Here is a 21,581-nt window from a genome sequence, read left to right as displayed (position 1 = left end):
GCTGGGCCGCCGCTATGAAAACACGAATCAGGACTCTCGCGACGAGCTCAGCACCGCCAGGAAAGCTTCCTGCGGAATCTCCACGCGGCCGACCTGCTTCATGCGCTTCTTGCCTTCCTTCTGCTTTTCCAGAAGCTTCTTCTTGCGCGAGATGTCGCCGCCGTAGCACTTGGCCAGCACGTTCTTGCGCAGCGCCTTGACCGTCGTGCGGGCGATGACCTGCGCGCCGATCGCGGCCTGGATCGCCACGTCGAACTGCTGGCGCGGAATCAGTTCCTTCATCTTTTCGGTCAGTTCGCGGCCGCGGCGGTCGGCGTGGCTGCGATGCACGATCAACGACAGTGCGTCGACCTTGTCGCCGTTGATCAGCGTGTCCACGCGCACGAACGGGCCGGCGTCGAAGCGCACGAAGTGATAGTCCAGCGAGGCGTAGCCGCGGCTGGCGGACTTGAGCTTGTCGAAGAAGTCGAGCACCACTTCGGCCATCGGCAGCTCGTAGCTGATCTGTACCTGGCTGGCGAGGTACTGGATGCCGATCTGCATGCCGCGCTTGTCTTCGCAGAGCTTGATGATCGCGCCGATGTAGGCCTCGGGCGTCAGGATGTTGGCGCGGATGATCGGCTCGCGCACTTCCTGGATCAGGTTTGCCTGCGGCAGCTTGGCGGGGTTGTCCAGCGGCATCACTTCGCCGTCGGTCTTGAGCACCTCGTAGATCACCGTCGGCGCGGTGCTGATCAGGTCGAGGTCGTATTCGCGCTCCAGACGCTCCTGCACGATCTCCATGTGCAGCATGCCCAGGAACCCGCAGCGGAAGCCGAAGCCCATGGCTTCCGAGCTTTCGGGCTCGAAACGCAGCGCGGCGTCGTTGAGGCGCAGCTTGTCGAGCGCTTCGCGCAGGTCCGGGAAATCCTCGGCATTGACCGGGAACAGACCGGCGAACACGCGCGGCTGCATCTCCTGGAAGCCGGCGAGCGGCTTGTCGGCGGGCTTCGCGGCCAAGGTGAGCGTGTCGCCGACCGGCGCGCCATGCACGTCCTTGATCGACGCGGTGATCCAGCCCACCTCGCCCGCACGCAGCGCCGGCAATTCCTTGCGCTTGGGCGTGAACACGCCGACCTTGTCGACGTCGTGCGTGCGCCCGGTCGACATCACCAGGATCTTGGTCTTGGGCGTGATCTCGCCCTGCATCACGCGCACCAGCGACACGACGCCAAGATAATTGTCGAACCAGGAGTCGATGATCAGCGCCTGCAGGCGATCGGTATCGCGCGGTTTGGGCGGCGGGATGCGATGCACGATCGCCTCGAGCACCTCTTCCACGTTGAGCCCGGTCTTGGCGCTCACCGCCACGGCATCTTCGGCATCGATGCCGATCACCGCTTCGATCTCGGCCTTGGCCTTTTCGATGTCGGCCGTCGGCAGGTCGATCTTGTTGAGCACCGGAATCACTTCGAGACCCTGCTCGATTGCCGTGTAGCAGTTGGCGACCGACTGCGCTTCCACGCCCTGCGCCGCATCCACCACCAGCAGCGCGCCTTCGCACGCGGCCAGCGAGCGGCTGACCTCGTAGGAGAAGTCGACGTGGCCGGGCGTGTCGATGAAGTTCAGATGGTAGATCTGCCCGTCGCGCGCCTTGTACGGCAGCGAGACCGACTGCGCCTTGATCGTGATGCCGCGCTCGCGCTCGATCGGATTCGAGTCGAGCACCTGCGCTTCCATCTCGCGCGCCTGGAGGCCGCCACAGATCTGGATGATGCGATCGGCGAGCGTCGACTTGCCGTGGTCGACGTGGGCGATGATGGAGAAGTTGCGGATGTTCCGCATCGGATCGTGGGTCATTGGGCGGCGGCCGGGCCGTCGTCGAAAAGGTAACGGGCGATTATCGCACAGCGCCCGCATCGCACGCGGCCGGCGGATCCGGCAAGTTGCGCCGTTCACCCCGGATGCCGGCGCGCCTACGAAAACAGCCCGCGGAGTACGCGGGCCGTGGATTTCGCACCCCGGAGCAGGCGATCAGCGCTCGTCGGCGTCCGGCACTGAAACAGCGCGGTACTGCGTCGCACCGCCGCGTCCGCGGACGAGCAGCATCACCGTGTCACCCGGCTTGACGTCACGCAGGGCCCTGTCGAGGGCCGCGGCGCTGCCCACGGGCGTACGGCCGACGCGCAGGATTACGTCGCCCTGGGCGATGCCTGCATTCGCCGCCGCGCCACGACCGGCGCTGGCGACCAGCACGCCTTCATCGCCGGCAAGTCCGAACTGGCGCCGCTGCGCGGCATCGAGATCGCGGCCGGTCAGACCCAAGGGATTGCCGCTTGCAGCCGAGCCGGGCGCTGCCGCCGATTCGCCGCGCGTCGCCGCAGTTGCCGTACCCGCATCGAGGGCGGTCAGGGTGACGTCGAAATCGCGCGTACGGCCTTCTCGCAGAACGGTCATACGCACCTTGGTGCCGGGCGTCTTGCCACCAACCAGCGGTGGCAGCTCGCTCGATGCGATGATCTCGGTGCCGTCGACCGCGCGGATCACGTCGCCGGGCTCGAGGCCCGCACGTTGCGCCGGACTGCCCGGCAGGACCTCCTGCACCAGCGCGCCCTTGGTATCGGGCAGCTTGAAGCCGGCTGCGACTTCGGAGGTCACATTAGAGACCTGCACGCCGAGCGAACCACGCTGCACGCTGCCGGTTTTCTTGATCTGCTCGGCCACGTTCGCCGCAAGATCGATCGGAATCGCGAAACTCACGCCCATGTAGCCGCCGGAGTTGCTGAAGATCTGTGAGTTGATGCCGATCACCTCACCCGCCACGTTGAGCAGTGGACCACCCGAATTGCCCTGGTTGATCGGCACGTCGGTCTGGATGAAAGGCACGTAGCGCTGGTCGGCGTACTGGTTGGCACGCTGCACCGCGCTGACGATACCGGCGGTCACCGACTGCTCGAACCCGAACGGCGAACCGATCGCCACCGCCCACTGGCCGGGCTTCACGCTGGCGCCATCGCCGAAACGCAGCGTGGGCAGGCCTGTGGCGTCGATCTTGAGCACGGCGACGTCGGATTCGGCGTCGCTGCCGACCACCTTGGCGGTGAACTCGCGACGGTCGGAGAGCCGCACCTTGACCTCTTCCGCGCCATCGACGACGTGGTGGTTAGTCAGCAGATAGCCGTCGGCCGAGATGATGAAACCGGTGCCCATCGACGTACCACGCGGCGCATTGCCACCGCGGCCCGGACCACCCGGACCTCCCGGCATCTCGAAGCCGGGGCCGAAGAAACGGCGGAAGATCTCGGGTATCTGCGCGTCGTCGGGCATCTGCTGCCCGCGTGACTGCCGCGGCCCAATCGTCGATTCGATACTGACGACGGCCGGTGCCACGCGCTCGACCAGGCGGGTGAAATCGGGCAGACCCGAGACCAGGGGCGCTTCGGGGGTCGACGACACGCTGGCGGCGGCATCGGCCGGCGTCTGCGCGCCGGATTGCGCGGTGGCGCTCGGCAGGAGGAATGCGGTGGTGCCGGCCGAGAGCACGGCCACGAGCGACACCGCGAGCAGGGACTTCTTCATCGAGGACATGACGGACTCTGAGGGGAATATGCGATGCAAAACGATGCAGCGGTCGCGGCATGGCCGCGCGTGGCGTCAGGACACTTCAGAGAGGGCTCAGGGGACGGCGCGCAGCTGCGGACGCGCGGCGTCGGCAGGATCGACCGGGAAGCTCGGAAGTACAGAGCCGCCCGACACCGGCGGCGCATCCCAGGACGGTGCGGCGAACGAATCGCCGTAGCGCACCGAGAAACTGCTGTTGGCCGACAGCGACGACGCCTTCGGCCAGGGTCGCGCGCCGATGGGGGCGTCCGGTAGACCGGCGGCGATCACCGGCGCCGCAACCAACGTGGTCGCAACCGTGTCACTCGTGACGGCCGGTCGCGACGACGCAGCGGAGGCCACCATGCGCGTCTCCGTGGCCTGACGGGCCTGCGTATTCCGCAACGCAGCGCGCTGCGACTGACCGCGAGAGGCGCGCTCGCCGTTGCCACGACGCGGCACTTCGGCCGCGGCCAAGGCGGCCGCACCGGCCACCGCCGCTGTCGCTTCCACCGGCGATGGGGATGGGATTGCGGATGCATCAGCCACCGCGTCCGATGCGCGCGGAGCGGCCGGCGGAGCAGCCGGCGCAGCAGACGCCGCATCGGCAACCACCGGCAACACGTCGTCGGCGTCGTCGAAGGATGCGCCCGGGCGACCGACGAACAGCGCCACCAGTGCGACGGATGCCGCCAACGCGGCCCCGCCACCCCAGCGCAACAGACGCGGACGCCTGGCCGCCGGCACCTGCGCGATCACCACATCGCCGGCAGCGATGCCGCGCGCGACACGATCGGCGAAATCCGGCGGCAGCAGCGAGACCTGACGACCCCGCAGTACATCGCCGCAGACCTGCCAGCGCTCGAAGCAGCCGGACAGTTCCGCGTCATGCTCGAGTCGGCGGCGCAAAAAGCGCGCCTGGTCCTGCGACAGCTCGCCATCGAGCATCGTCGACAGCTGCTGGCGGTGGAACCGCTCGAGCTTGTCGGGGTCGGGGCCGATCTGCAGGGTATCGATGTCGTCGGCAGTGTTCATCGGGTCACGCGCTCCACTTGTGTTTCGTTGTCCATCAAAGGCCGCAGTTCGCGATCGATCGCCTCGCGTGCCCGGAAGATCCGGGAACGCACGGTGCCGATCGGACAACCCATGCGTTCGGCGATTTCGTCGTAACTCAGGCCGTCCACTTCGCGCAGGTTGATCGCCACCCGGAGTTCCTCGGGCAGGGCTTCGACCGCGCGCATCACCGTTTGTTCCAGCTGCTGGCGCATCAGCTCACGCTCGGGTGTATCGCTGTCACGCAGGCGGATGCCGCTGTCGAAATGCTCGGCGTCCTCGATGTCGATGTCATCAGTCGGAGGCCGACGGTTGTGCGCCACCAGATGGTTCTTCGCGGTGTTGACCGCGATCCGGTGCAGCCAGGTATAGAACTGCGCATCGCCGCGGAAGTTCCCCATCGCGCGATAGGCGCGGATGAAGGTTTCCTGGGCGACGTCCTGGACTTCACTCCAGTCGGAGACGTAGCGCCCGATCAGCGCTGCGATCCGGTGCTGGTACTTGCGCACCAGCAGATCGAAGGCCGCGGTGTCGCCCGCTTGTACCCGCTTGACCAGTTCCTCGTCCAGTTGAATCCGCTCCTGGCTGTCGTGTTCTTCGACCATCGGGCCGGATCTCCTTGGGGACACCCGGCCTGGCTCGGGTAGTTAGGACAGGTCACTGCGCGAAAAGTTCCGTCACAGGCGGTGTGGCATCGTCGCCGCGTCACCGTGCTGCCTGTTCTTGGGGCGGCGCCCGCGCCCTGCAAGACGTGGATGCGCTCCAATCTGCGGCGCACGCGGCGATCGATTCAAACGCAGCTTTCAAGCGCCGATTTGACGGCGTCGAAGCAACCTCGGGATCATAGACAGATCCCACATACCTACAAGAATGGTGTCGTATGTTCGCAGGCCTCGACGGGCTTCGCTTCAGTCACTGGCAAGCCGAGCCGCGCGAAGACGGTGTGCTCGTGCTGTCCTTCGACCGTGCCGACGAATCGGTCAACACCTTTGCGCAGGATGTGCTGATCGAGCTCGATGCCTTGCTCGAACGCCTCGCGCTCGATCCGCCGAAGGCGCTGGTCATTCGCTCCGCCAAGGCTAAGGGCTTCATCGCCGGCGCCGACATCCGTGAGTTCCAGGCATTCGATGCCAAGGGCACGATCGGCGATTCGATCCGCCGCGGCCAGATGACGTTCCAGCGCCTGGCCGAGTTGCCCTGCCCCACGGTCGCCGCGATCCATGGATTCTGCATGGGCGGCGGCACCGAGATCGTGCTGGCCTGCGACTACCGCGTCGCCAGCGATGATCCGTCGACGAAGATCGGCCTGCCCGAAGTCAAGCTGGGCATCTATCCCGGCTGGGGTGGCAGCGTGCGCTTACCGCGGCTCGTCGGCGCACCGGCCGCGTTCGACATGATGCTCACCGGTCGTGCGCTGTCAGCGAAGGCCGCGCGCGGCATCGGCCTGGTCGACAAGGTCGTCGAACCGGCGCTGCTCGTCGATGCGGCGATCGCGCTTGCCCGCAAGGGAACCACGCGTCCGTTCAAGCAGCGCTTCATGGGCTGGGCGACGAACCTGTGGCCGGTGCGCCAGGCGTTGGCGCCGGTGCTGGTCAAGCAGGTCGCGCGCAAGGCGAAGAAGCAGCACTACCCTGCCCCTTACGCGATGATCGAAACCTGGCGCCGCGCGTCGGGCGATATCCGGAGCCTGTTGGACGCCGAACGCAAATCCGTTGTCAAGCTCGCCGGCACGCCGACCGCCCGCAATCTCACCCGGGTGTTTTTCCTGATGGAGCGCCTCAAGGGCCTCGGCGGCAAGGCCGCGAGCGGCCAGGCGCCCATCCGGCGCGTCCACGTTGTCGGCGCCGGCGTCATGGGCGGCGATATCGCCGCGTGGTCGGCCTACAAGGGATTCGATGTCACGCTGCAGGACCGCGAGCAACAGTTCATCGACAAGGCGCAGACCCGCGCCGCGACGCTGTTCGAGAAGAAGGTTAAGGATCCCGCCAGGCGCCCCGAAGTCGCCGCGCGTCTACGTTCCGATCTCGCCGGTGACGGCATCGCCGATGCCGATCTGGTGATCGAAGCGATTGTCGAAAACGCGGACGCCAAGCGCAGCCTCTATAGCGATGTCGAACCGAGGCTGCCCGCGGGCGCGCTGCTGACCACCAACACCTCGTCGATTCCGCTCGACGAACTGCGCAGCGGCGTGCAGCGTCCGGGCCAGTTCGCCGGCCTGCATTATTTCAATCCGGTCGCCTCGATGCCGCTGGTCGAAATCGTCCATCACGACGGCGTCGACGAGGTCACCACGCAGCGTCTGGCCACGTTCTGCAAGTCGATCGACAAGCTCCCCGTGCCGGTCGCCGGCACGCCGGGTTTCCTGGTCAACCGCCTACTGTTTCCGTACATGCTCGAAGCCGCGAGCGCCTATGCCGAAGGCATTCCGGGCAAGGCGATCGACAAGGCCGCCGTCGACTTCGGCATGCCGATGGGGCCGATCGAACTGATCGACACCGTCGGCCTCGATGTCGCATCGGGCGTCGGCCAGGAACTCGCGCCGTTCCTCGGGCTGCGCATCCCCGCGTCGCTGGCCACGCCGCCCGAACCGGGCCAGCGCGGCAAGAAGGACGGCCAGGGCCTCTACACCTGGGTCGAAGGCAAGGCGCAGAAGCCCGAGCTGCCGAAGGACTACAAGGCGCCGGAAGATCTGCAGGATCGCCTGATCCTGCCGCTGCTCAACGAGGCCGTGGCCGCGCTGCACGACGGCGTGGTCGCCCATGCCGATCTGCTGGATGCGGGCGTGATCTTCGGCACCGGCTTTGCCCCCTTCCGCGGTGGCCCGATCCAGTACATCCGCGAAACCGGCGCCGACGTCATCGTCGAACGCCTGCGCACACTGCAGGCGCGCCATGGCGACCGCTTCGCGCCCCGTCCGGGCTGGGACAATCCAGCGTTGCAGCCGGTGCCGCGCACGGCCTGAATCAGCTCGAACAGGTCGCGCCCGCTCGGGCGCGGCCTTGCCGGCTTGTAGGAGCGCGCTAGCGCGCGAAAGGCTGTCCGCCACGCACTGCTGGCGCGCCACTCACGAATCAACGTGCCCCGATCAATCTCCGCGACGACACGCGCGGCAATGGCGACCTCAGCCCGGATGCCGCGCCGCCAGCGCCGCGGCCCGCGACTCCAGCGCTGCAATCAGCGCCGCACGCTCCGACGCGGTCAGGTCGAGCATCTCGAACGCATCGCCGAAGAACAGCCCGTCGAACGCGAGCGTGACCAGCAGCGCCTCGACGAAATCCGGTCCCAGCTTGCGCAGCCGCTGCGCATGGGCGACCGCGTACTGCCGCGGCGAATCCATCAGCTCGGGCGTATTGACCGCCGCCGCAATGAAGGATTGCGTCGCCTTCGGGCCGCCATGCAGCTTGGCCTCCAGCCCCTGGCGCTGCGCATGCACGAATGCCTGCAGATAGCCGCCCGGCGTGCTTGGAAACATGGTTTCGGCCAACTCGAGGTCGCGCTGATGCTGGTCCATGTGATGCTCGACCACGCCTTTGAGCAGCAGGTCCTTGCTCGCGAAGTGGTACAGCAGCCCCCCCTTGCTGACGCCAGCCTCGGCGGCGACGGCGTCGAGGGTCAGATGCGCGGCACCGACGCGATCGGATACGGCGAGCGCCGCATCGAGGATGCGCGCGCGGGCGTCGCTGCGGGGCTTGCGGGTCATGAAGAGAAGTCTTGACGAGGGGATCTAGATTCTAGACTATACCGTCCAGCCGGTTTAGATAACCTGAAGGATCTTCTCATGCATGGCGTCCCGACCCTGTCGAACCGCGAGCCGCGTCAGGGACATCCCGCCGCACCGGATGCCTACGCGGCAATGGGCTGGATCGAAGCATTCTCGGAACTCGCGCAGATGGCGATCGCCGAGGAAGACGACGAAAGCCTGCGCCGCGGTTACGAAGACGAACTGCTGCGCCGCGCGGTATATCTGCGCGCAGCGGGTCTGTTCGACGTTGTGGAGATCCGGCACCCCGCCCTGCGCGCGATGCTCGACGACGCACGTTGAGCGCGTCGGAGTGAACGCAAGCCCGCGCGATGCGGGCGACGGACTCACATCGTGTGGGTCGATTTCTCGGACTGCAGCGTCCCGGCAAGCAAGGTTTCGATCCGGTTCTTGACCGCTTCGCCTTCCGGCGTATCGGCGAACTGCACCCCAACGCCTGCGGTGCGGTTGCCCTGCGCGCCGGCCGGCGTCACCCAGACCACCTTGCCGGCGGTCGGTAGGCGATCACTGGATTCGGGCAGCGTGAGCAGCAGGAACACCTCGTCTCCGAGGAAGTAGCGCTTGGGCGTCGGCACGAAGATGCCACCGTGCTTGAGAAAGGACATGTACGCGTTGTACAGCGCGGCCTTGTCCTTGACGGCGAGCGACAGGATGCCCTGTCGTGCCCCAGCAGCGGTTGCGCTCATGGCTCGGTTTCCAGCGAAGAAGTCAGTTGCGGGCGACGGTGCCGCGCCAGGCCAGCAGCAGCTCGGCGATGGCGAGATCGGCGCGTACCGTGGTCCTGAGTAGATCACGTGTGCGATTGGCAGCGTCGAACCACGCAGCCAGCTTCCCGATTCCCGCGACATCGGTCAAGCCGGATGCGCGCGCGAGCGCGAGATCGGCCGCATGCGCGACGCGCTCCGATGCATCCTCACCGCCCGCCCAGCGCTGCGCGGTGGCGACGACAGGCAGGTCGCCCTTCGCCACACCGGCGAGATCCTTGGCCACCTCGCGCCGCAAGGCCATGCCGCCACCGTCAAGCCATTCGGACGCAAGGCCGGGATGCCCACGCGCCGCGTCCAGCGCTTCGACTGCGTCGGCTTCCCGATGGCCGCGCCCTGCCAGCCAGACCAGCGCTTCCTCGCGCGGCGGCAGGCGGAACTCGATGCGCTGGCAGCGGCTGCGGATCGTCGCCGGCAGGCGCAGCGGATTGGCCGCCACCAGCCAGAGGTGGCGGCCTGGCTGCGGTTCCTCGAGCGTCTTCAGCAGCGCATTACAGGCGGATGTGTTGACCGCATCCGCCGGATCGACGATCGCGACCTGTGCGCTGCCGTACTGCGGCGTCAGCGACAGCTTGGCCGAGAGTTCGCGAATCTGGTCGATGACGATCTCGGTGCGCAGCTTGGTGCCGTCCTTGGTCGGCACGAACGACACTGCGTGAAAATCGGGATGCGTACCGGCCGCGAGCAGCTGCGCGCTGCGCACCTCGCGATCCAAGCCGAGCACGTGCGCGGCGAGCGCATCGGCGACCGCGCGCTTGCCGAGACGCGCCGGTCCACAGAACAACAGCGCATGGCCGAGCCGGCCGCTGTCGAGCGCGCTACGCACCTGTTCAAAGATGCGCGCCTGCCAAGGCGCGAAGACGGGCTGCGCGCTCATGCCGCCGCCCGCGCTGCGTGCAGTGCCTGCACCGCATCCGCTGCGACGACATCGGCTGCGCGCGTTGCATCGATGACGCGGATGCGCTGCGGATTGGCCTGCGCGCGCGCCAGGAATGCAGTGCGGACGCGCTCGAAGAATGCGTCCTGCTCCGCTTCGATGCGATCGGGAAACGCATCGCGTCCACGCGCGCGTTCGCGCCCCTGCGCCACGCCGAGATCGAGCAGCAGGGTGATCGCCGGCGCGATGCCGACATGCGCGGATTCGAGCGCGGCGATACGCGCCGGATCGATGCCCCGACCACCGCCCTGGTAGGCATAGCTGGAATCGGTGAAGCGGTCGCTGATGACCCAGGCGCCGCGTTCGAGCGCGGGCAGGATGGTCTCCTGCACATGCTGGGCGCGCGCAGCGAACACCAGCAGCAGTTCGGTGTCCGGGCGTGCGGGCTCGTGCCCGGGGTCGAGCAACAGGCCACGGATCAGTTCGGCCAGCGGTGTGCCGCCGGGCTCGCGCGTACACACCACCTCGTGTCCATCGACGGCCAGCGCGTCACGCAGGGCGCGCAGCACCGTGGTCTTGCCGGCGCCCTCGCCGCCTTCGATCGTCACGAAGCGCGGATACGTTCGCAATGCGCTCACTCTTCGCCGTCCGCTGCGCCGGTGGCCGCTTCCACTTCGATCGCATTCGGCGGCGCGGCGTCGCCGCCCGCGGCCGCTTCTGCCGCATTGCCACTGCTGGCATCGCCCTGTCCGAACTTCGAACGGTAGCGACGCACGTATTCCCGCACCGCGACGTTGTGCGCCGCGTAAGTCGGCGAGAACACATGACGGCCGCTGCCGTCACCGACCGCGACGAAATACAGCGCATCGCCATCGGCAGGATGCGTGGCCGCGTGGATCGCGGCGGCACCGGCCATCGCGATCGGCGTCGGCGGCAGGCCGTCGCGGGTGTAGGTGTTGTAGGGCGTATCGGTCTGCAGATCGCTGCGGCGGATGTTGCCGTCGTAGGCAGTGCCCATGCCGTAGATCACGGTCGGATCGGTCTGCAGCCGCATCCCGATCTTCAGGCGCCGATTGAACACGCCCGAGATCGCCGGACGTTCTTCGGCAATGCCGGTTTCCTTCTCGATGATCGAGGCCAGCACCAGCACCTGCTCGCGGTCCTTCAGCTCGAGCCCTTCGGCGCGCGATTCCCAGGCGCGGTCGACCGCAGTTTCCAGCGCGGCATTCGCGCGTCGCAGCAGATCCACGTCGCTGTCGCCGGTGGTGTAGAGATAGGTCTCGGGCAGGAAGCGGCCCTCGGGATGCACGCCGGGCTTGCCGAGTGCATCCATCAGCGCGGCGTCGTCGATGTCCTGCAGCGTCTGCACCAAGGGCGTCGCACGGCCGAGCGCGGCGCGCAGCTCGCGGATGTTCCAGCCTTCGACGATCGTAAAGCGGTGATGGATCACCTTGCCGTCGCGCATGCGCACCAGCAGATCGCGCGGTGTGGTCGCCGGATCGAGCGGATATTCGCCGACCTGGATGCGCGCATCGGCGCCCAGCTCGCGCGCCAACAGGCGCCACTCGAGTTCGTGACCCTCCACTGCGCCCGCCTCGCGCAGACGGCCGAGCACGCGCTGGAACGAATCGCCACGCGCGACCACCAGTGTGCCGTCGCTGGACAGGCCGGCCAGTGGCGTGTCCGCGAAACGGGTGTAGCGCGCATGCAGGAACCAGGCGGACAGGCCGGCCAGCAGCGCGACGATCACGAGCCCGCCCAGCAGGATCTTGCCGATGCGGCGACGGGGACGTGGCGTTGCGGAGTCGGTCATGGGCGGCGTGGGCCGTCGATGCGGGAGGGCGTGCAGGATACCGTGGCAGGCGCAAGACCATGCAAGGCATGGCCGGTGCGCACGGCTTCCGCCGTCTGAGACGGACACAGCACGTCCACGCGGAGCACGCCATGCAGCAGACCCGGATCACCGGTTACCAGGTGATGTATTCGGCCAACCGTTTCCCGCCGCGCATCTGGCTGCACGGCGACAACGGCTCGATCGGCCAGTTGGTCTTCCACGCCAACGGCGACGTGCTGCCCGAGGATGCCATCCAGGGCACCGCGCCATCACTGCATTACCACCTCGACGATTTTCACAACGCGCTCGACGTGCTGCGCAACGAAAGTCCGGTGTGGCTGCTGTACTCGGGCAGTGGTGGCGGTTACGAAAACGGGTTGCGGACGGACCTGGAAGGGGTCGGCGAAGGCGAGCCCCGGCTGCGTGCGCTGGCGCGGATCGACTGACGGGGGTGTAGGAGCGCGCTTGCGCGCGAATGCAATCCGGATTGAGTCTCATCCCGCGCAAGCGCGCTCCTACGGGGATCAGTCGGCGACGCCGAGCGCCCGCAGCGTGCCGCGGGCCTTGGCCCGCGTTTCTTCCAGTTCACGATCCGGATCGGAATCGGCGACGATGCCTGCGCCGGTGCGGAAGCGCGCGGTGTCGCCTTCGATCTCGGCGCTGCGGATCAGGATGTTGAGGTCGAGATCACCGTCGCGGTTGAGCCAGCCCATCGCACCGGTATAGGCGCCGCGGCCCTGCCCTTCGAGCTCGGCGATGATCTGCATGCAGCGGACCTTCGGGCAGCCGGTGATCGTGCCGCCCGGGAACACCGCGGCGATCGTGCGGCCCGGCGTCGCATCGGGGCGCAAGCGCCCGCGCACGTTGCTGACGATGTGGTGCACGTGGGCGTAACTCTCCACGCACATCAGTTCGTCGACCTCGACGCTGCCCGGCACGCAGACGCGGCCCAGATCGTTGCGCTCAAGATCGACCAGCATCACATGCTCGGCGCGTTCCTTCGGGTGCCCAACGAGTTCCTGCACGCGCGCGGCATCGTCGTCGCCGTCGAAACGCGCACGGGTGCCGGCGATCGGGCGCGTTTCGACCAGATCGCCGCGTACGGAGACCAGACGTTCCGGCGACGCGCTGGCGACTGCCCAGCCATCGCCCTGCAGCAGACCGGCGAATGGCGCGGGGTTGTGTTCGCGCAGGCGCGCGTACAGCGCAGCGGGATCGAGCGCGCCGTCGAAACGCGCGTGCCAGCCGCGCGACAGGTTCGCCTGGAACACGTCGCCGGCCGCGAGGTAGTCGAGCACGCGGCGCACGCCATCGGTGAAGCGCGCGGGCCCGTCCTCGTCGAGTGCCCCGGGCGGATACCACGGCGGGGCTGGTTCGACTGCAGCGCCGGCAGCAGCCACGAGCTGGGCGAGCAACGCCTCCGCACCAGCTTCGGCGACCGCGATGCATTCGCCGGTCGCGTGATCGCGCAGCACCGCGGCGGGACAGCGCCAGGCCACGGCCACCGGTAGGCCACCGACGGCGTCTGGCAGCTTCAGCACCGGCTCGACCTGCCCCGCCAGCTCGTAGCCCAGATACAGAGCCCAGCCGCCGCGGAACGGCCAGCGCGGCTCTTCGCGCGGCGTGCGCAGATCCGTCCACGCGGCATCCAGCGCAGCGAGGAAATCGCCGTCGACGATCGCGCCGGCGGTATCACGGGTGATGCTGTCGACATCCAGCTGCAGGCGCGTGCCGTCGGTCGCCAGCAGCAGGTCCCAGCGCGCATGCGCGGTACCGTGCGCGACCGACTGCAGCAGCAGCGGATGACGCGCGGGCGCCGCGCGTTGCAGCGCCAGCAGGTCGGTCTCGGCAGGCAGCGGACAGGTGATCAGCACGGCGACGGTTTCCAGTGGTCCGCCGACGCGGCGGCAGCGATCAGGCGTCGAGTTCGGTCCAGCGCAGATAGGCCGCATCGAGCGCGCTCTGGGCCTCCTGCAGCTGCTGCCCGTGCGCGGCAATGGCTTCGGCGTCGCGCTGGTAGAACGTCGGCGCGTGCATGTCAGCGGTCAGACGCGCGACGTCCGCTTCCAACTGCTCGATACGGGCCGGCAGCAGGTCGAGTTCACGCTGGTCCTTGTAGCTGAGCTTGCGCCTGGCGACCGGCGCCGGAGTCGCCGGCGCAGCAGTCGCCGCGGCCGTGACTGCAGCCTTCGGTGCGAGTGTCGTGCCCGGCAACGCCGCGCCCGGTTGCGGCCGCTGGCGCAGCCAGTCCTCGTAGCCGCCGATGTATTCGCCGACGCGGCCCTCGCCTTCCATCACCAGGGTCGAAGTCACCACGTTGTCGAGGAAGTCGCGGTCATGACTGACCAGCAGCAGCGTGCCGGGATAGTCGCCCAGCAGCTCTTCTAGCAGTTCCAGAGTTTCGACATCGAGATCGTTGGTCGGTTCGTCCATCACCAGCAGGTTCGACGGCTGCGCGAACAGCTTGGCCAGCAGCAGACGGTTGCGCTCGCCGCCCGACAGCCGGGTGATCGGTGCGCGCGCGCGTTCCGGCGTGAACAGGAAGTCCTGCAGATAACCGATCACGTGCTTGCGCGTGCCGTTGATCTCGACGAAATCCTGACCTTCGGCGACGTTCTCCAGCGCGTTCCAGTCCTCGCGCAGCGTCGCGCGATACTGGTCGAAGTAGGCGATCTGCAGCTGCGTGCCGGTCTTGACCTCGCCCGCCTGCGGCTGGAGTTCGCCGAGCAGCAGCTTGAGCAACGTGGTCTTGCCGGTCCCGTTGGCGCCGATCAGGCCGATGCGGTCGCCGCGGAAGATCGTCGTCGAGAAGTTCTCGATCAGCGTGCGCTCACCGAACGAGAACGAGACGTCCTGCATCTCGACGACCTTCTTGCCCGACGCATTCGCCGAGGCGGCGGCCATGCGCACGTTGCCGGTCAGGTCACGACGCTGACTGCGCTCCAGGCGCATCGCCTTGAGTCGCCGCACGCGGCCTTCGTCGCGGGTGCGGCGGGCCTTGATGCCCTGACGGATCCAGACCTCCTCCTGCGCCAGCATCTTGTCGAAGCGCTGCTGCTCCTGGGCTTCGGCGTGCAGCCGCTCCTCGCGGCGGCGCACGTAGTTGTCCCAGTCGCCGGGCCAGCTGGTCAGCCCGCCGCGCTCGATCTCGACGATCCGCGTCGCCAGTGCGCGCAGGAAGCGCCGGTCATGGGTCACGAACACCAGCGCGCCGGGCCACTGCTTGAGGAAGCCTTCGAGCCAGTCGATCGCGGCGATATCGAGGTGGTTGGTCGGCTCGTCGAGCAGCAGGATGTCAGGTGCCGACACGACCGCGCGCGCCAGCAGCACGCGCCGCTTCATGCCGCCCGACAATTTGGTGAACGCCGCATCGCCATCGAGCTGCAGACGTTCCAGCACTTCAGTCACGCGCTGGTCGATGCGCCAGCCATCGAGTGCTTCGACGCGCGCCTGCACATCGGCGAGCGCGTCGTAGTCTTCCGCATGCAGCAGCCGGTGATACTCGGCCAGCGCCGCGCCGGCATCGCCGAGTCCGCCGGCGACCACGTCGTAGACGCTGCCGTCCGCGCCCGCAGGCACTTCCTGCTCCAGGCGCGTGACGCGTACGCCCTGCTCGCGACGGATCTCGCCATCATCGGGTTTGAGCTCGCCATCGATCAGGCGCATCAGGGTGGACTTGCCGGCACCGTTGCGGCCGATCAGGGCGATGCGCTCGCCGCGTTCGATCGAAAGCTCGACACCGTCCAGCAGCAAGGGTCCGCCGACGCTGTAGTCGACGTCATTCAAGGTCATCAAAGGCATCCGGGCATTCTACCGGGTCGGGGTGGATGGGATGCGGGTTCGCCTGGACGGAAACGACGCGGTAACGACGAGACGCGACTCAGCTGTCGAGGGGGAGGCCTCAACCGTAGCGAAAAATCGAGCCCCTCTCCCTCTGGGGTGAAGCGGCACGATTGCGAGCCATTGGCTCGCGTGCCGATAAACGCGCTCGCGGCGACGCGAGGGCCGGGGCGCGGAGCGGGGGTTGGGGTGAGGGCGCGCGGACGAGTCGCCGAACGTGAAAAGGCAGATCCCGCGAGAGCCCCAGCCCCCCCATCGGCATCCGCCGATGGTCCGCCCCTCTCCCCGGGGGAGAGGGGCGTATGCGTTCCGCCTGCGGCGGAACGTCAACTCATCAGGAACTGCAGGACAGCATCGAACACCCCGCCTTCGTCCGCGCCCAGTCCGGGCGCTTGCCGGCAAATGCGTCGCGGCCGGGCTGTTCGTCGTAAGGGCGGCGCATCACATCGAGCAGTTCCACGATCCCGGACGGATTCCCCGCCTCCGCTCGATCGATCGCCTGCTGCGCCAGATAGTTGCGCATCACGAAGCGCGGATTCGCTGTGTGCATCCGGTTACGCCGCGTATCGCCCGTCTCACCCGTCTCCTGAAATCGGCCCGCGTAACCGGCGAGCCAGGCGTCGAATTCGCCCTGCACATGGGTCCGTTTCGCGGCGTCATAGAACGCGTCCGCCACCACGTCCAGCGACGGCGCGGCCGTGTCGAGGTCCGCCAGCCCGCGGAAGAACAGCGTCATGTCGACCTCGCCTGCCTGCAGCAGACCGTGCAGGCGCTGCATGCGTTCGACATCGTCGTCGCGGCAGTCGGGCAATCCGAGCTTCGCGGCGATGGTCTCGCGGTCCAGGCGCGCATAGGTCTCGGCATACGCATCCAGCCCGGCCTGCAACGGCGCGACATCGCCGAACAGCGGCGCAAGTGCCTGGGCCAGACGGCCCAGGTTCCAGTGCGCGACGCGCGGCTGCCAGCCGAAGCGGTAGCGGCGGCCCTGGGCGTCGGTCGTGTTGGGCGTCCAGTCCGGATCAAAGTCGTCGACCCAGCCGTAGGGGCCATAGTCGATCGTCAAACCGAGGATCGACATGTTGTCGGTGTTCATCACGCCATGCACGAACCCGACCCGCATCCAGCCGGCGACCATTACAGCGGTGCGCGTGCAGACCTCGGCGAACCAGGCGCCGTAAAGCGCCTCGCCTTCGCCGGCCAGATGCGGGAAATCGCGAGCGATCGTGAAGTCCACCAGCTGCTGCAGCAGCGCGACATCGCCGCGCGCAAACGGCAGCTCGAAGTGGCCGAAGCGGATGAACGACGGGGCGACCCGGCATACGATCGCGCCGGGCTCGGGCGCGGCATTGCCGTCATAGAACATGTCGCGCATCACTGCGTCGCCGGTGCCGACCAGCGACAGCGCCCGCGTCGTCGGCACGCCCAGATGGTGCATGGCCTCGCTGCACAGGAATTCGCGCACCGACGAGCGCAGCACCGCGCGGCCATCGGCGGTGCGCGAGTACGGCGTCGGGCCGGCGCCCTTGAGTTGCAGTTCCCAGCGTCGCCCGTCAGCAGCGAGCCCTTCGCCCAGCGTGATCGCACGGCCGTCGCCGAGCTGCCCGGCCCAGTGACCGAACTGGTGACCGCCGTAGTTCGAGGCATACGGCTTCATGTCGGGCACCAGCGCGTTGCCGCCGAACACCGCCGCAAACTCGGGAGAGGCGACGGTGTCGGCATCGAAACCGAGCGCGTCGGCCATCTCCGCCGAATAGGCCAGCAGGCGCGGACTTGCCACTGGCGTCGGCAGCACCGGCGACCACAGCGCGCCCTCGACCTGCCTGCGTCGCGCACCGGCTTCCGGATCGCCCGGCAGCGCTTGAACGAAGCGGTTGTCGAAGCGCAGCGTGTGCGCGAGCGGCACCGAGGCCGGCACCTGCGGGGCCTCGGTCATCGACCCAGCTCGAACGGACCGCCCGTTTCCAGCGCCCGCTGATAGGCCGGCCGCGCATGGATACGCTCGACGAAGCGGCGAATGTTCGGCCCGACGCGTTCGGCGGCGCGCACGACGGCCGCTTCCAGCGGAAAACTCATCTGGATGTCGGCCGCGGTGAAGCGGTCGCTTGCGAACCACTGGTAGGCACCGAGCTCGCGCTCGACGTATTCCAGGTGAGTCTGCAGCTGCGGGCCGATGAAGCGCTGCATCGCCTTGTCGGCAATACCCCGCGCGATGGGCCTGGCGAAGAACGGCATCGGCGCGCTGCGCAGGCGCCCGAACACCAGCGACATCAGCAACGGCGGCATCGCCGAGCCTTCGGCGTAATGCAGCCACTGGCGATACCGCAGGCGCTCGTCCTCGTCGTCCGGGGATGGCGACAGCGTGTGGTCGGGGTCGAACCGCTCGACCAGCGCCTCGATGATCGCGCCCGATTCCACCAACCTGCGCCCGTCCAGTTCGAGCACCGGCGACTTGCCCAGCGGATGGACGTCGCGCAGGGCCTGCGGCGCCAGCATGGTCTTGGGATCGCGGGCGTAGCGCACCACCTCATAAGGCTGACCGAGCTCTTCCAGCAGCCAGAGCACGCGCTGCGAGCGGGAGTTGTTCAGATGGTGCACGCGGATCATGGGCGGACTCGAGACGGAATGTCGTCATGATGGGGGCGGCATCGGCCCGACCGAAGCGCCTCGGCGCCCGCGCGTTTGCATCTGTTACCGCAAGTGAACGGTAGCCATCGGCGTCCGTGCATCCCGCCCTGCGCGACTGCGGCGTCGCGGCCCGCCCGCTACACTATGCGGTTCCCCGACCGGCCCTGCCGGCGCTAAAAGAGACCGAATCATGAGCGCCGAGTCGCCCATCACGCCTGCCGATGCCCCCAAGTTCACCGATCTCGCGCTGCCCGAGACCCTGCTGCGTGCATTGACCGCAGTCGGCTACGAGTCGCCGTCGCCGATCCAGGCCGCCACCATCCCGCCGCTGCTCGAAGGCCGCGACCTGCTCGGCCAAGCCCAGACCGGTACCGGCAAGACCGCCGCGTTCGCGCTGCCCGTGCTGGCGCGCATCGATCCTGCCCAGCGCAAGCCGCAGGCGCTGGTGCTCGCGCCGACCCGCGAACTGGCGATCCAGGTCGCCGAAGCGTTCCAGAAGTACGCGGCCTTCATGCCCGGCTTCCACGTACTGCCGATCTACGGCGGCCAGGGCTACGCCCAGCAGCTGAGCGCGCTCAAGCGCGGCGTGCAGGTGATTGTCGGCACGCCCGGCCGGGTCATCGACCACCTTGAGCGCGGCTCGCTGGACCTGTCCGAACTGCGCGCCCTGGTGCTCGACGAAGCCGACGAGATGCTGCGCATGGGCTTCATCGACGACGTTGAAGCGGTGTTGAAGAAGACGCCGGAAACGCGTCAGGTCGCGCTCTTCTCGGCAACGATGCCCAGCCAGATCAAGCGCATCGCCCAGACCTATCTGAAGAATCCCGTCGAGATCGCGATCAAGGCGACCACGACGACGGCCGCCAACATCCGCCAGCGCTACTGGATGGTCAGCGGCGTCAACAAGCTCGACGCGCTGACGCGCATTCTCGAGGCAGAACCGTTCGACGCGATGATCATCTTCGCGCGCACCAAGCTGGCGACCGAGGAACTGGCGCAGAAGCTGGCGGCGCGGGGCCTGTCGGCGGCCGCGATCAATGGTGATCTTGACCAGAAGCAGCGCGAGCGCGCGATCCAGAATCTCAAGGATGGCCGTCTCGACGTGCTGGTGGCGACCGACGTCGCCGCGCGCGGCCTGGACGTGGACCGCATCAGCCATGTGCTGAACTACGACATTCCCTACGACACCGAGAGCTACGTCCACCGCATCGGCCGCACCGGCCGCGCCGGTCGCAGTGGCGAGGCGATCCTGTTCGTCGCGCCGCGCGAGCGCGGCATGCTCGGCGCGATCGAGCGCGCGACGCGCCAGAAGATCGAGCAGATGCAGCTGCCGAGCGTCGAGATCGTCAACGAGGCGCGCGTGGCGCGTTTCCTCGAAAAGATCACCGGTGCGCTGGAAAGCAGCGAGCTTGGCATGTTCCGCGAACTGATCGAGCGCTACGAGCGCGAGCACAACGTGCCGGCCGCCGAGATTGCCGCAGCGCTGGCCAAGGTGGTCCAAGGCGATACGCCGCTGCTGCTGGAGCCGCCGCGCAAGCCTGAGAAGCCCGCGTTCGAGCGCGAGTTCGTCGAGCGTCCGGGTGGCCGCGAGGCGTCCCGCACGGCGCGCGAACCCCGTGAGGCCCGCGAACCGCGTGCGCCGCGTCCCGATACCGGCCCGCGCGATCCGGACGTCGGCATGGAGACCTTCCGCATCGAGGTCGGCTACGTGCACGGCGTGCAGCCGGGCAACATCGTCGGCGCGATCGCCAACGAGGCGGATCTCGAAAGCAAGTTCATCGGCCGCATCGACATCCGCGACGACTACAGCCTGGTCGACCTGCCGGAGGGCATGCCCCGCGAGTTGCTGGAGCACCTGAAGAAGGTCCGCGTCGGCGGTCAGCCGATCCGCATTCGCCGGGCCGAAGACGCCGACATGACCGCGGCCCCGCCGCGCGCGAAGCGTCCGTTCGGTGCCAAGCCGCCGGGTCACAAGCCGGGCGGATTCAAGCCGGGCGGCCCGCGCAAGGGTCCGCCGCCGCGTCGCGATCCGCGCTGAGTCTCCAGCTCCGCGCATCGTGGTCGTCATTCCGGCGATCTTCAACGGACGAATGTCCGGTCACGCCGGAATCCAGTGACGCTCTGCCTTCCGTAGAGTTCCAGGGCACTGGATCCCGGCCTACGCCGGGATGACGGAGTCAGCGTCCTGAGGTTCGGCTTTCAGTAGAGGTGCAAGCCTTGGAGCCCGGCTTGACCGGGCGCCCGTCTCTGAAAGCCGACGGACGACGAGCAAGGAGATCAGGTCGAGCAGCAAGGCGTCGCTCGACCGTGTCCTAGAATCCCCCCATGCCCCGCATCCTCGTCTTCCAGCACGTCGCCGCCGAACCGCTGGGCACGCTCGATCCGCTGATCCGCAGGCGCGGGCATCGCATCCGTTTCGTCAATTTCGAACGCGAACCCGACGCGCAACCGAATGTGGACCGCTATCGCGGCCTGGTCGTGCTCGGCGGACCGATGAATGTCGAGGAACGCGGCGTGCGCCCACACCTGCTGACCGAGTTGCGCGCAATCGAACGCATGCTCGAACTCGGCCGGCCGGTGCTCGGCATCTGCCTTGGCGCGCAGCTGCTTGCGCACGTGCTCGGCGCACCGGTACGGCGGATCGAACGTCCCGAGATCGGCTGGTATCCGCTGCTGACGACCGAGGCAGGCCAGGCCGATCCCGTGCTCGCGCCACTCGGCGCCGCATCGCCGGTGTTCCAGTGGCACGGCCGCCATTTCGAAGTGCCCTCGACGGCAGTGCATCTGGCCCGCACCGACAGCTGCGAACAACAGGCCTTCCGCTACGGCGACAGTGCCTACGGCTTCCAGTTCCATCTGGAAATGGATGCGCCACTGATCGAACGCTGGCTGGCGACGCCGGCATATCGCGACGAGCTCGCGGCCTCCGGCCTGCCGCACGACGACGCGGCGATCCGCGCACTGACGCAGACCCATATCGCCCCGATGCAGGCGAAGGCCGAAGCGGTGTTCAACAATTTCCTCGATCTCGTCGGCCGTCCCGACCGCCGCTTCGTGCTGCCGTCGCGCGAGTTCGGCTGACGCGTCGGCTTCTGTAGGAGCGCGCTCGCGCGCGACGGGGCCTGCCTCGGGACTGCCCAATCGCGCGCGAGCGCGCTCCTACAGACGCGGGCAGTGCATCGCGGCTGATGTCTACGGAAGCTTGAATTCCGGCATCGGTACGTCCGGCAGGCGCACATCCGGCCCCAA

18 protein-coding genes are annotated in these 21,581 nt (G+C 67.9%); 5 read left to right on the top strand and 13 right to left on the bottom strand.

The features are described from left to right. Nucleotides 1-27 precede the first annotated feature (27 nt). The 4 genes from lepA to rpoE all read right to left on the bottom strand — a co-directional run bounded on the left by lepA (nucleotide 28) and on the right by rpoE (nucleotide 5,237). Entirely contained in the window at nucleotides 28-1,824 is a 1,797-nt protein-coding gene (gene lepA / locus J2W68_RS09395) for a translation elongation factor 4 (RefSeq protein WP_310235569.1), read from the bottom strand. 189 nt (nucleotides 1,825-2,013) lie between these two features. Further along, nucleotides 2,014-3,558, bottom strand: coding sequence for a Do family serine endopeptidase (locus tag J2W68_RS09390; protein WP_430539710.1), 1,545 nt, complete (start codon nucleotides 3,556-3,558; stop codon nucleotides 2,014-2,016). Nucleotides 3,559-3,654: 96 nt separating this feature from the next. Then, nucleotides 3,655-4,614, bottom strand: coding sequence for a sigma-E factor negative regulatory protein (locus J2W68_RS09385; RefSeq protein WP_310235015.1), 960 nt, complete (start codon nucleotides 4,612-4,614; stop codon nucleotides 3,655-3,657). Continuing rightward, on the bottom strand, nucleotides 4,611-5,237 hold the full coding sequence (gene rpoE / locus J2W68_RS09380) for an RNA polymerase sigma factor RpoE (protein WP_310235012.1): 627 nt from the start codon (nucleotides 5,235-5,237) through the stop codon (nucleotides 4,611-4,613). The genes J2W68_RS09385 and rpoE overlap by 4 nt, the downstream gene beginning before the upstream one ends. Nucleotides 5,238-5,512: 275 nt before the next feature. Between rpoE and J2W68_RS09375 the strand changes: the two genes are divergently transcribed. Then, nucleotides 5,513-7,594, top strand: coding sequence for a 3-hydroxyacyl-CoA dehydrogenase NAD-binding domain-containing protein (locus tag J2W68_RS09375; RefSeq protein ID WP_310235010.1), 2,082 nt, complete (start codon nucleotides 5,513-5,515; stop codon nucleotides 7,592-7,594). 159 nt (nucleotides 7,595-7,753) lie between these two features. Here the strand turns inward: J2W68_RS09375 and J2W68_RS09370 are convergent, their stop codons facing one another. Next, nucleotides 7,754-8,332, bottom strand: coding sequence for a TetR/AcrR family transcriptional regulator (locus J2W68_RS09370; protein WP_310235007.1), 579 nt, complete (start codon nucleotides 8,330-8,332; stop codon nucleotides 7,754-7,756). Between the two features lie 78 nt (nucleotides 8,333-8,410). Here J2W68_RS09370 and J2W68_RS09365 point away from each other — a divergent pair, with 78 nt between their 5' ends. Then, a complete protein-coding gene (locus J2W68_RS09365; protein ID WP_310235004.1) occupies nucleotides 8,411-8,674 on the top strand; it encodes a hypothetical protein in 264 nt (87 codons plus the stop codon). 44 nt (nucleotides 8,675-8,718) lie between these two features. Here the strand turns inward: J2W68_RS09365 and J2W68_RS09360 are convergent, their stop codons facing one another. Genes J2W68_RS09360 through mltG form a run of 4 tightly spaced genes read right to left on the bottom strand, consistent with a single transcriptional unit; the run spans nucleotide 8,719 to nucleotide 11,846 of the window. Continuing rightward, nucleotides 8,719-9,078: a PilZ domain-containing protein gene (locus J2W68_RS09360; protein WP_310235001.1), complete on the bottom strand. Its 360-nt coding sequence runs from the start codon at nucleotides 9,076-9,078 to the stop codon at nucleotides 8,719-8,721. A gap of 22 nt (nucleotides 9,079-9,100) precedes the next feature. Further along, nucleotides 9,101-10,033 carry a DNA polymerase III subunit delta' gene (locus tag J2W68_RS09355; protein ID WP_310234998.1) on the bottom strand — a complete coding sequence of 311 codons (933 nt, stop codon included), beginning with the start codon at nucleotides 10,031-10,033 and terminating at the stop codon, nucleotides 9,101-9,103. Next, on the bottom strand, nucleotides 10,030-10,671 hold the full coding sequence (tmk, locus tag J2W68_RS09350) for a dTMP kinase (protein ID WP_310234996.1): 642 nt from the start codon (nucleotides 10,669-10,671) through the stop codon (nucleotides 10,030-10,032). Before tmk ends, J2W68_RS09355 begins: the two co-directional genes overlap by 4 nt. Next, a complete protein-coding gene (gene mltG / locus J2W68_RS09345) occupies nucleotides 10,668-11,846 on the bottom strand; it encodes an endolytic transglycosylase MltG (protein WP_310234994.1) in 1,179 nt (392 codons plus the stop codon). The genes tmk and mltG overlap by 4 nt, the downstream gene beginning before the upstream one ends. 131 nt (nucleotides 11,847-11,977) lie before the next feature. Here mltG and J2W68_RS09340 point away from each other — a divergent pair, with 131 nt between their 5' ends. After that, complete coding sequence (locus J2W68_RS09340) at nucleotides 11,978-12,313, top strand: hypothetical protein (RefSeq protein WP_310234992.1); 336 nt, start codon at nucleotides 11,978-11,980, stop codon at nucleotides 12,311-12,313. A 78-nt stretch (nucleotides 12,314-12,391) separates the two neighbouring features. Here the strand turns inward: J2W68_RS09340 and J2W68_RS09335 are convergent, their stop codons facing one another. From J2W68_RS09335 to J2W68_RS09320, 4 genes are all read right to left on the bottom strand, one after another. Further along, nucleotides 12,392-13,741, bottom strand: a complete 1,350-nt coding sequence (locus J2W68_RS09335) for an aminodeoxychorismate synthase component I (RefSeq protein WP_310234990.1) — start codon at nucleotides 13,739-13,741, stop codon at nucleotides 12,392-12,394. 40 nt (nucleotides 13,742-13,781) lie between these two features. Then, nucleotides 13,782-15,668: an ATP-binding cassette domain-containing protein gene (locus J2W68_RS09330; protein WP_310150093.1), complete on the bottom strand. Its 1,887-nt coding sequence runs from the start codon at nucleotides 15,666-15,668 to the stop codon at nucleotides 13,782-13,784. Nucleotides 15,669-16,041: 373 nt separating this feature from the next. Next, nucleotides 16,042-17,640, bottom strand: a complete 1,599-nt coding sequence (locus J2W68_RS09325; RefSeq protein ID WP_310234988.1) for a protein adenylyltransferase SelO — start codon at nucleotides 17,638-17,640, stop codon at nucleotides 16,042-16,044. After that, nucleotides 17,637-18,311 carry a glutathione S-transferase gene (locus J2W68_RS09320; protein ID WP_310234986.1) on the bottom strand — a complete coding sequence of 225 codons (675 nt, stop codon included), beginning with the start codon at nucleotides 18,309-18,311 and terminating at the stop codon, nucleotides 17,637-17,639. The genes J2W68_RS09325 and J2W68_RS09320 overlap by 4 nt, the downstream gene beginning before the upstream one ends. A 211-nt stretch (nucleotides 18,312-18,522) precedes the next feature. Between J2W68_RS09320 and J2W68_RS09315 the strand changes: the two genes are divergently transcribed. Together J2W68_RS09315 and J2W68_RS09310 are read left to right on the top strand one after the other, a co-directional pair. Further along, nucleotides 18,523-20,370 (top strand): DEAD/DEAH box helicase, encoded by a 1,848-nt coding sequence (locus tag J2W68_RS09315; protein WP_310234984.1) that lies wholly within the window; start codon nucleotides 18,523-18,525, stop codon nucleotides 20,368-20,370. Nucleotides 20,371-20,657: 287 nt separating this feature from the next. Continuing rightward, nucleotides 20,658-21,413, top strand: coding sequence for a type 1 glutamine amidotransferase (locus tag J2W68_RS09310; RefSeq protein WP_310234983.1), 756 nt, complete (start codon nucleotides 20,658-20,660; stop codon nucleotides 21,411-21,413). Nucleotides 21,414-21,581: the final 168 nt, after the last annotated feature.

Origin of the sequence: Luteimonas terrae (assembly GCF_031457535.1) — a bacterium.
Classification (GTDB): domain Bacteria; phylum Pseudomonadota; class Gammaproteobacteria; order Xanthomonadales; family Xanthomonadaceae; genus Luteimonas; species Luteimonas terrae_A.
Note: the sequence above shows the minus strand (reverse complement) of the source record. Positions and strands in the feature narration are given on the sequence as shown.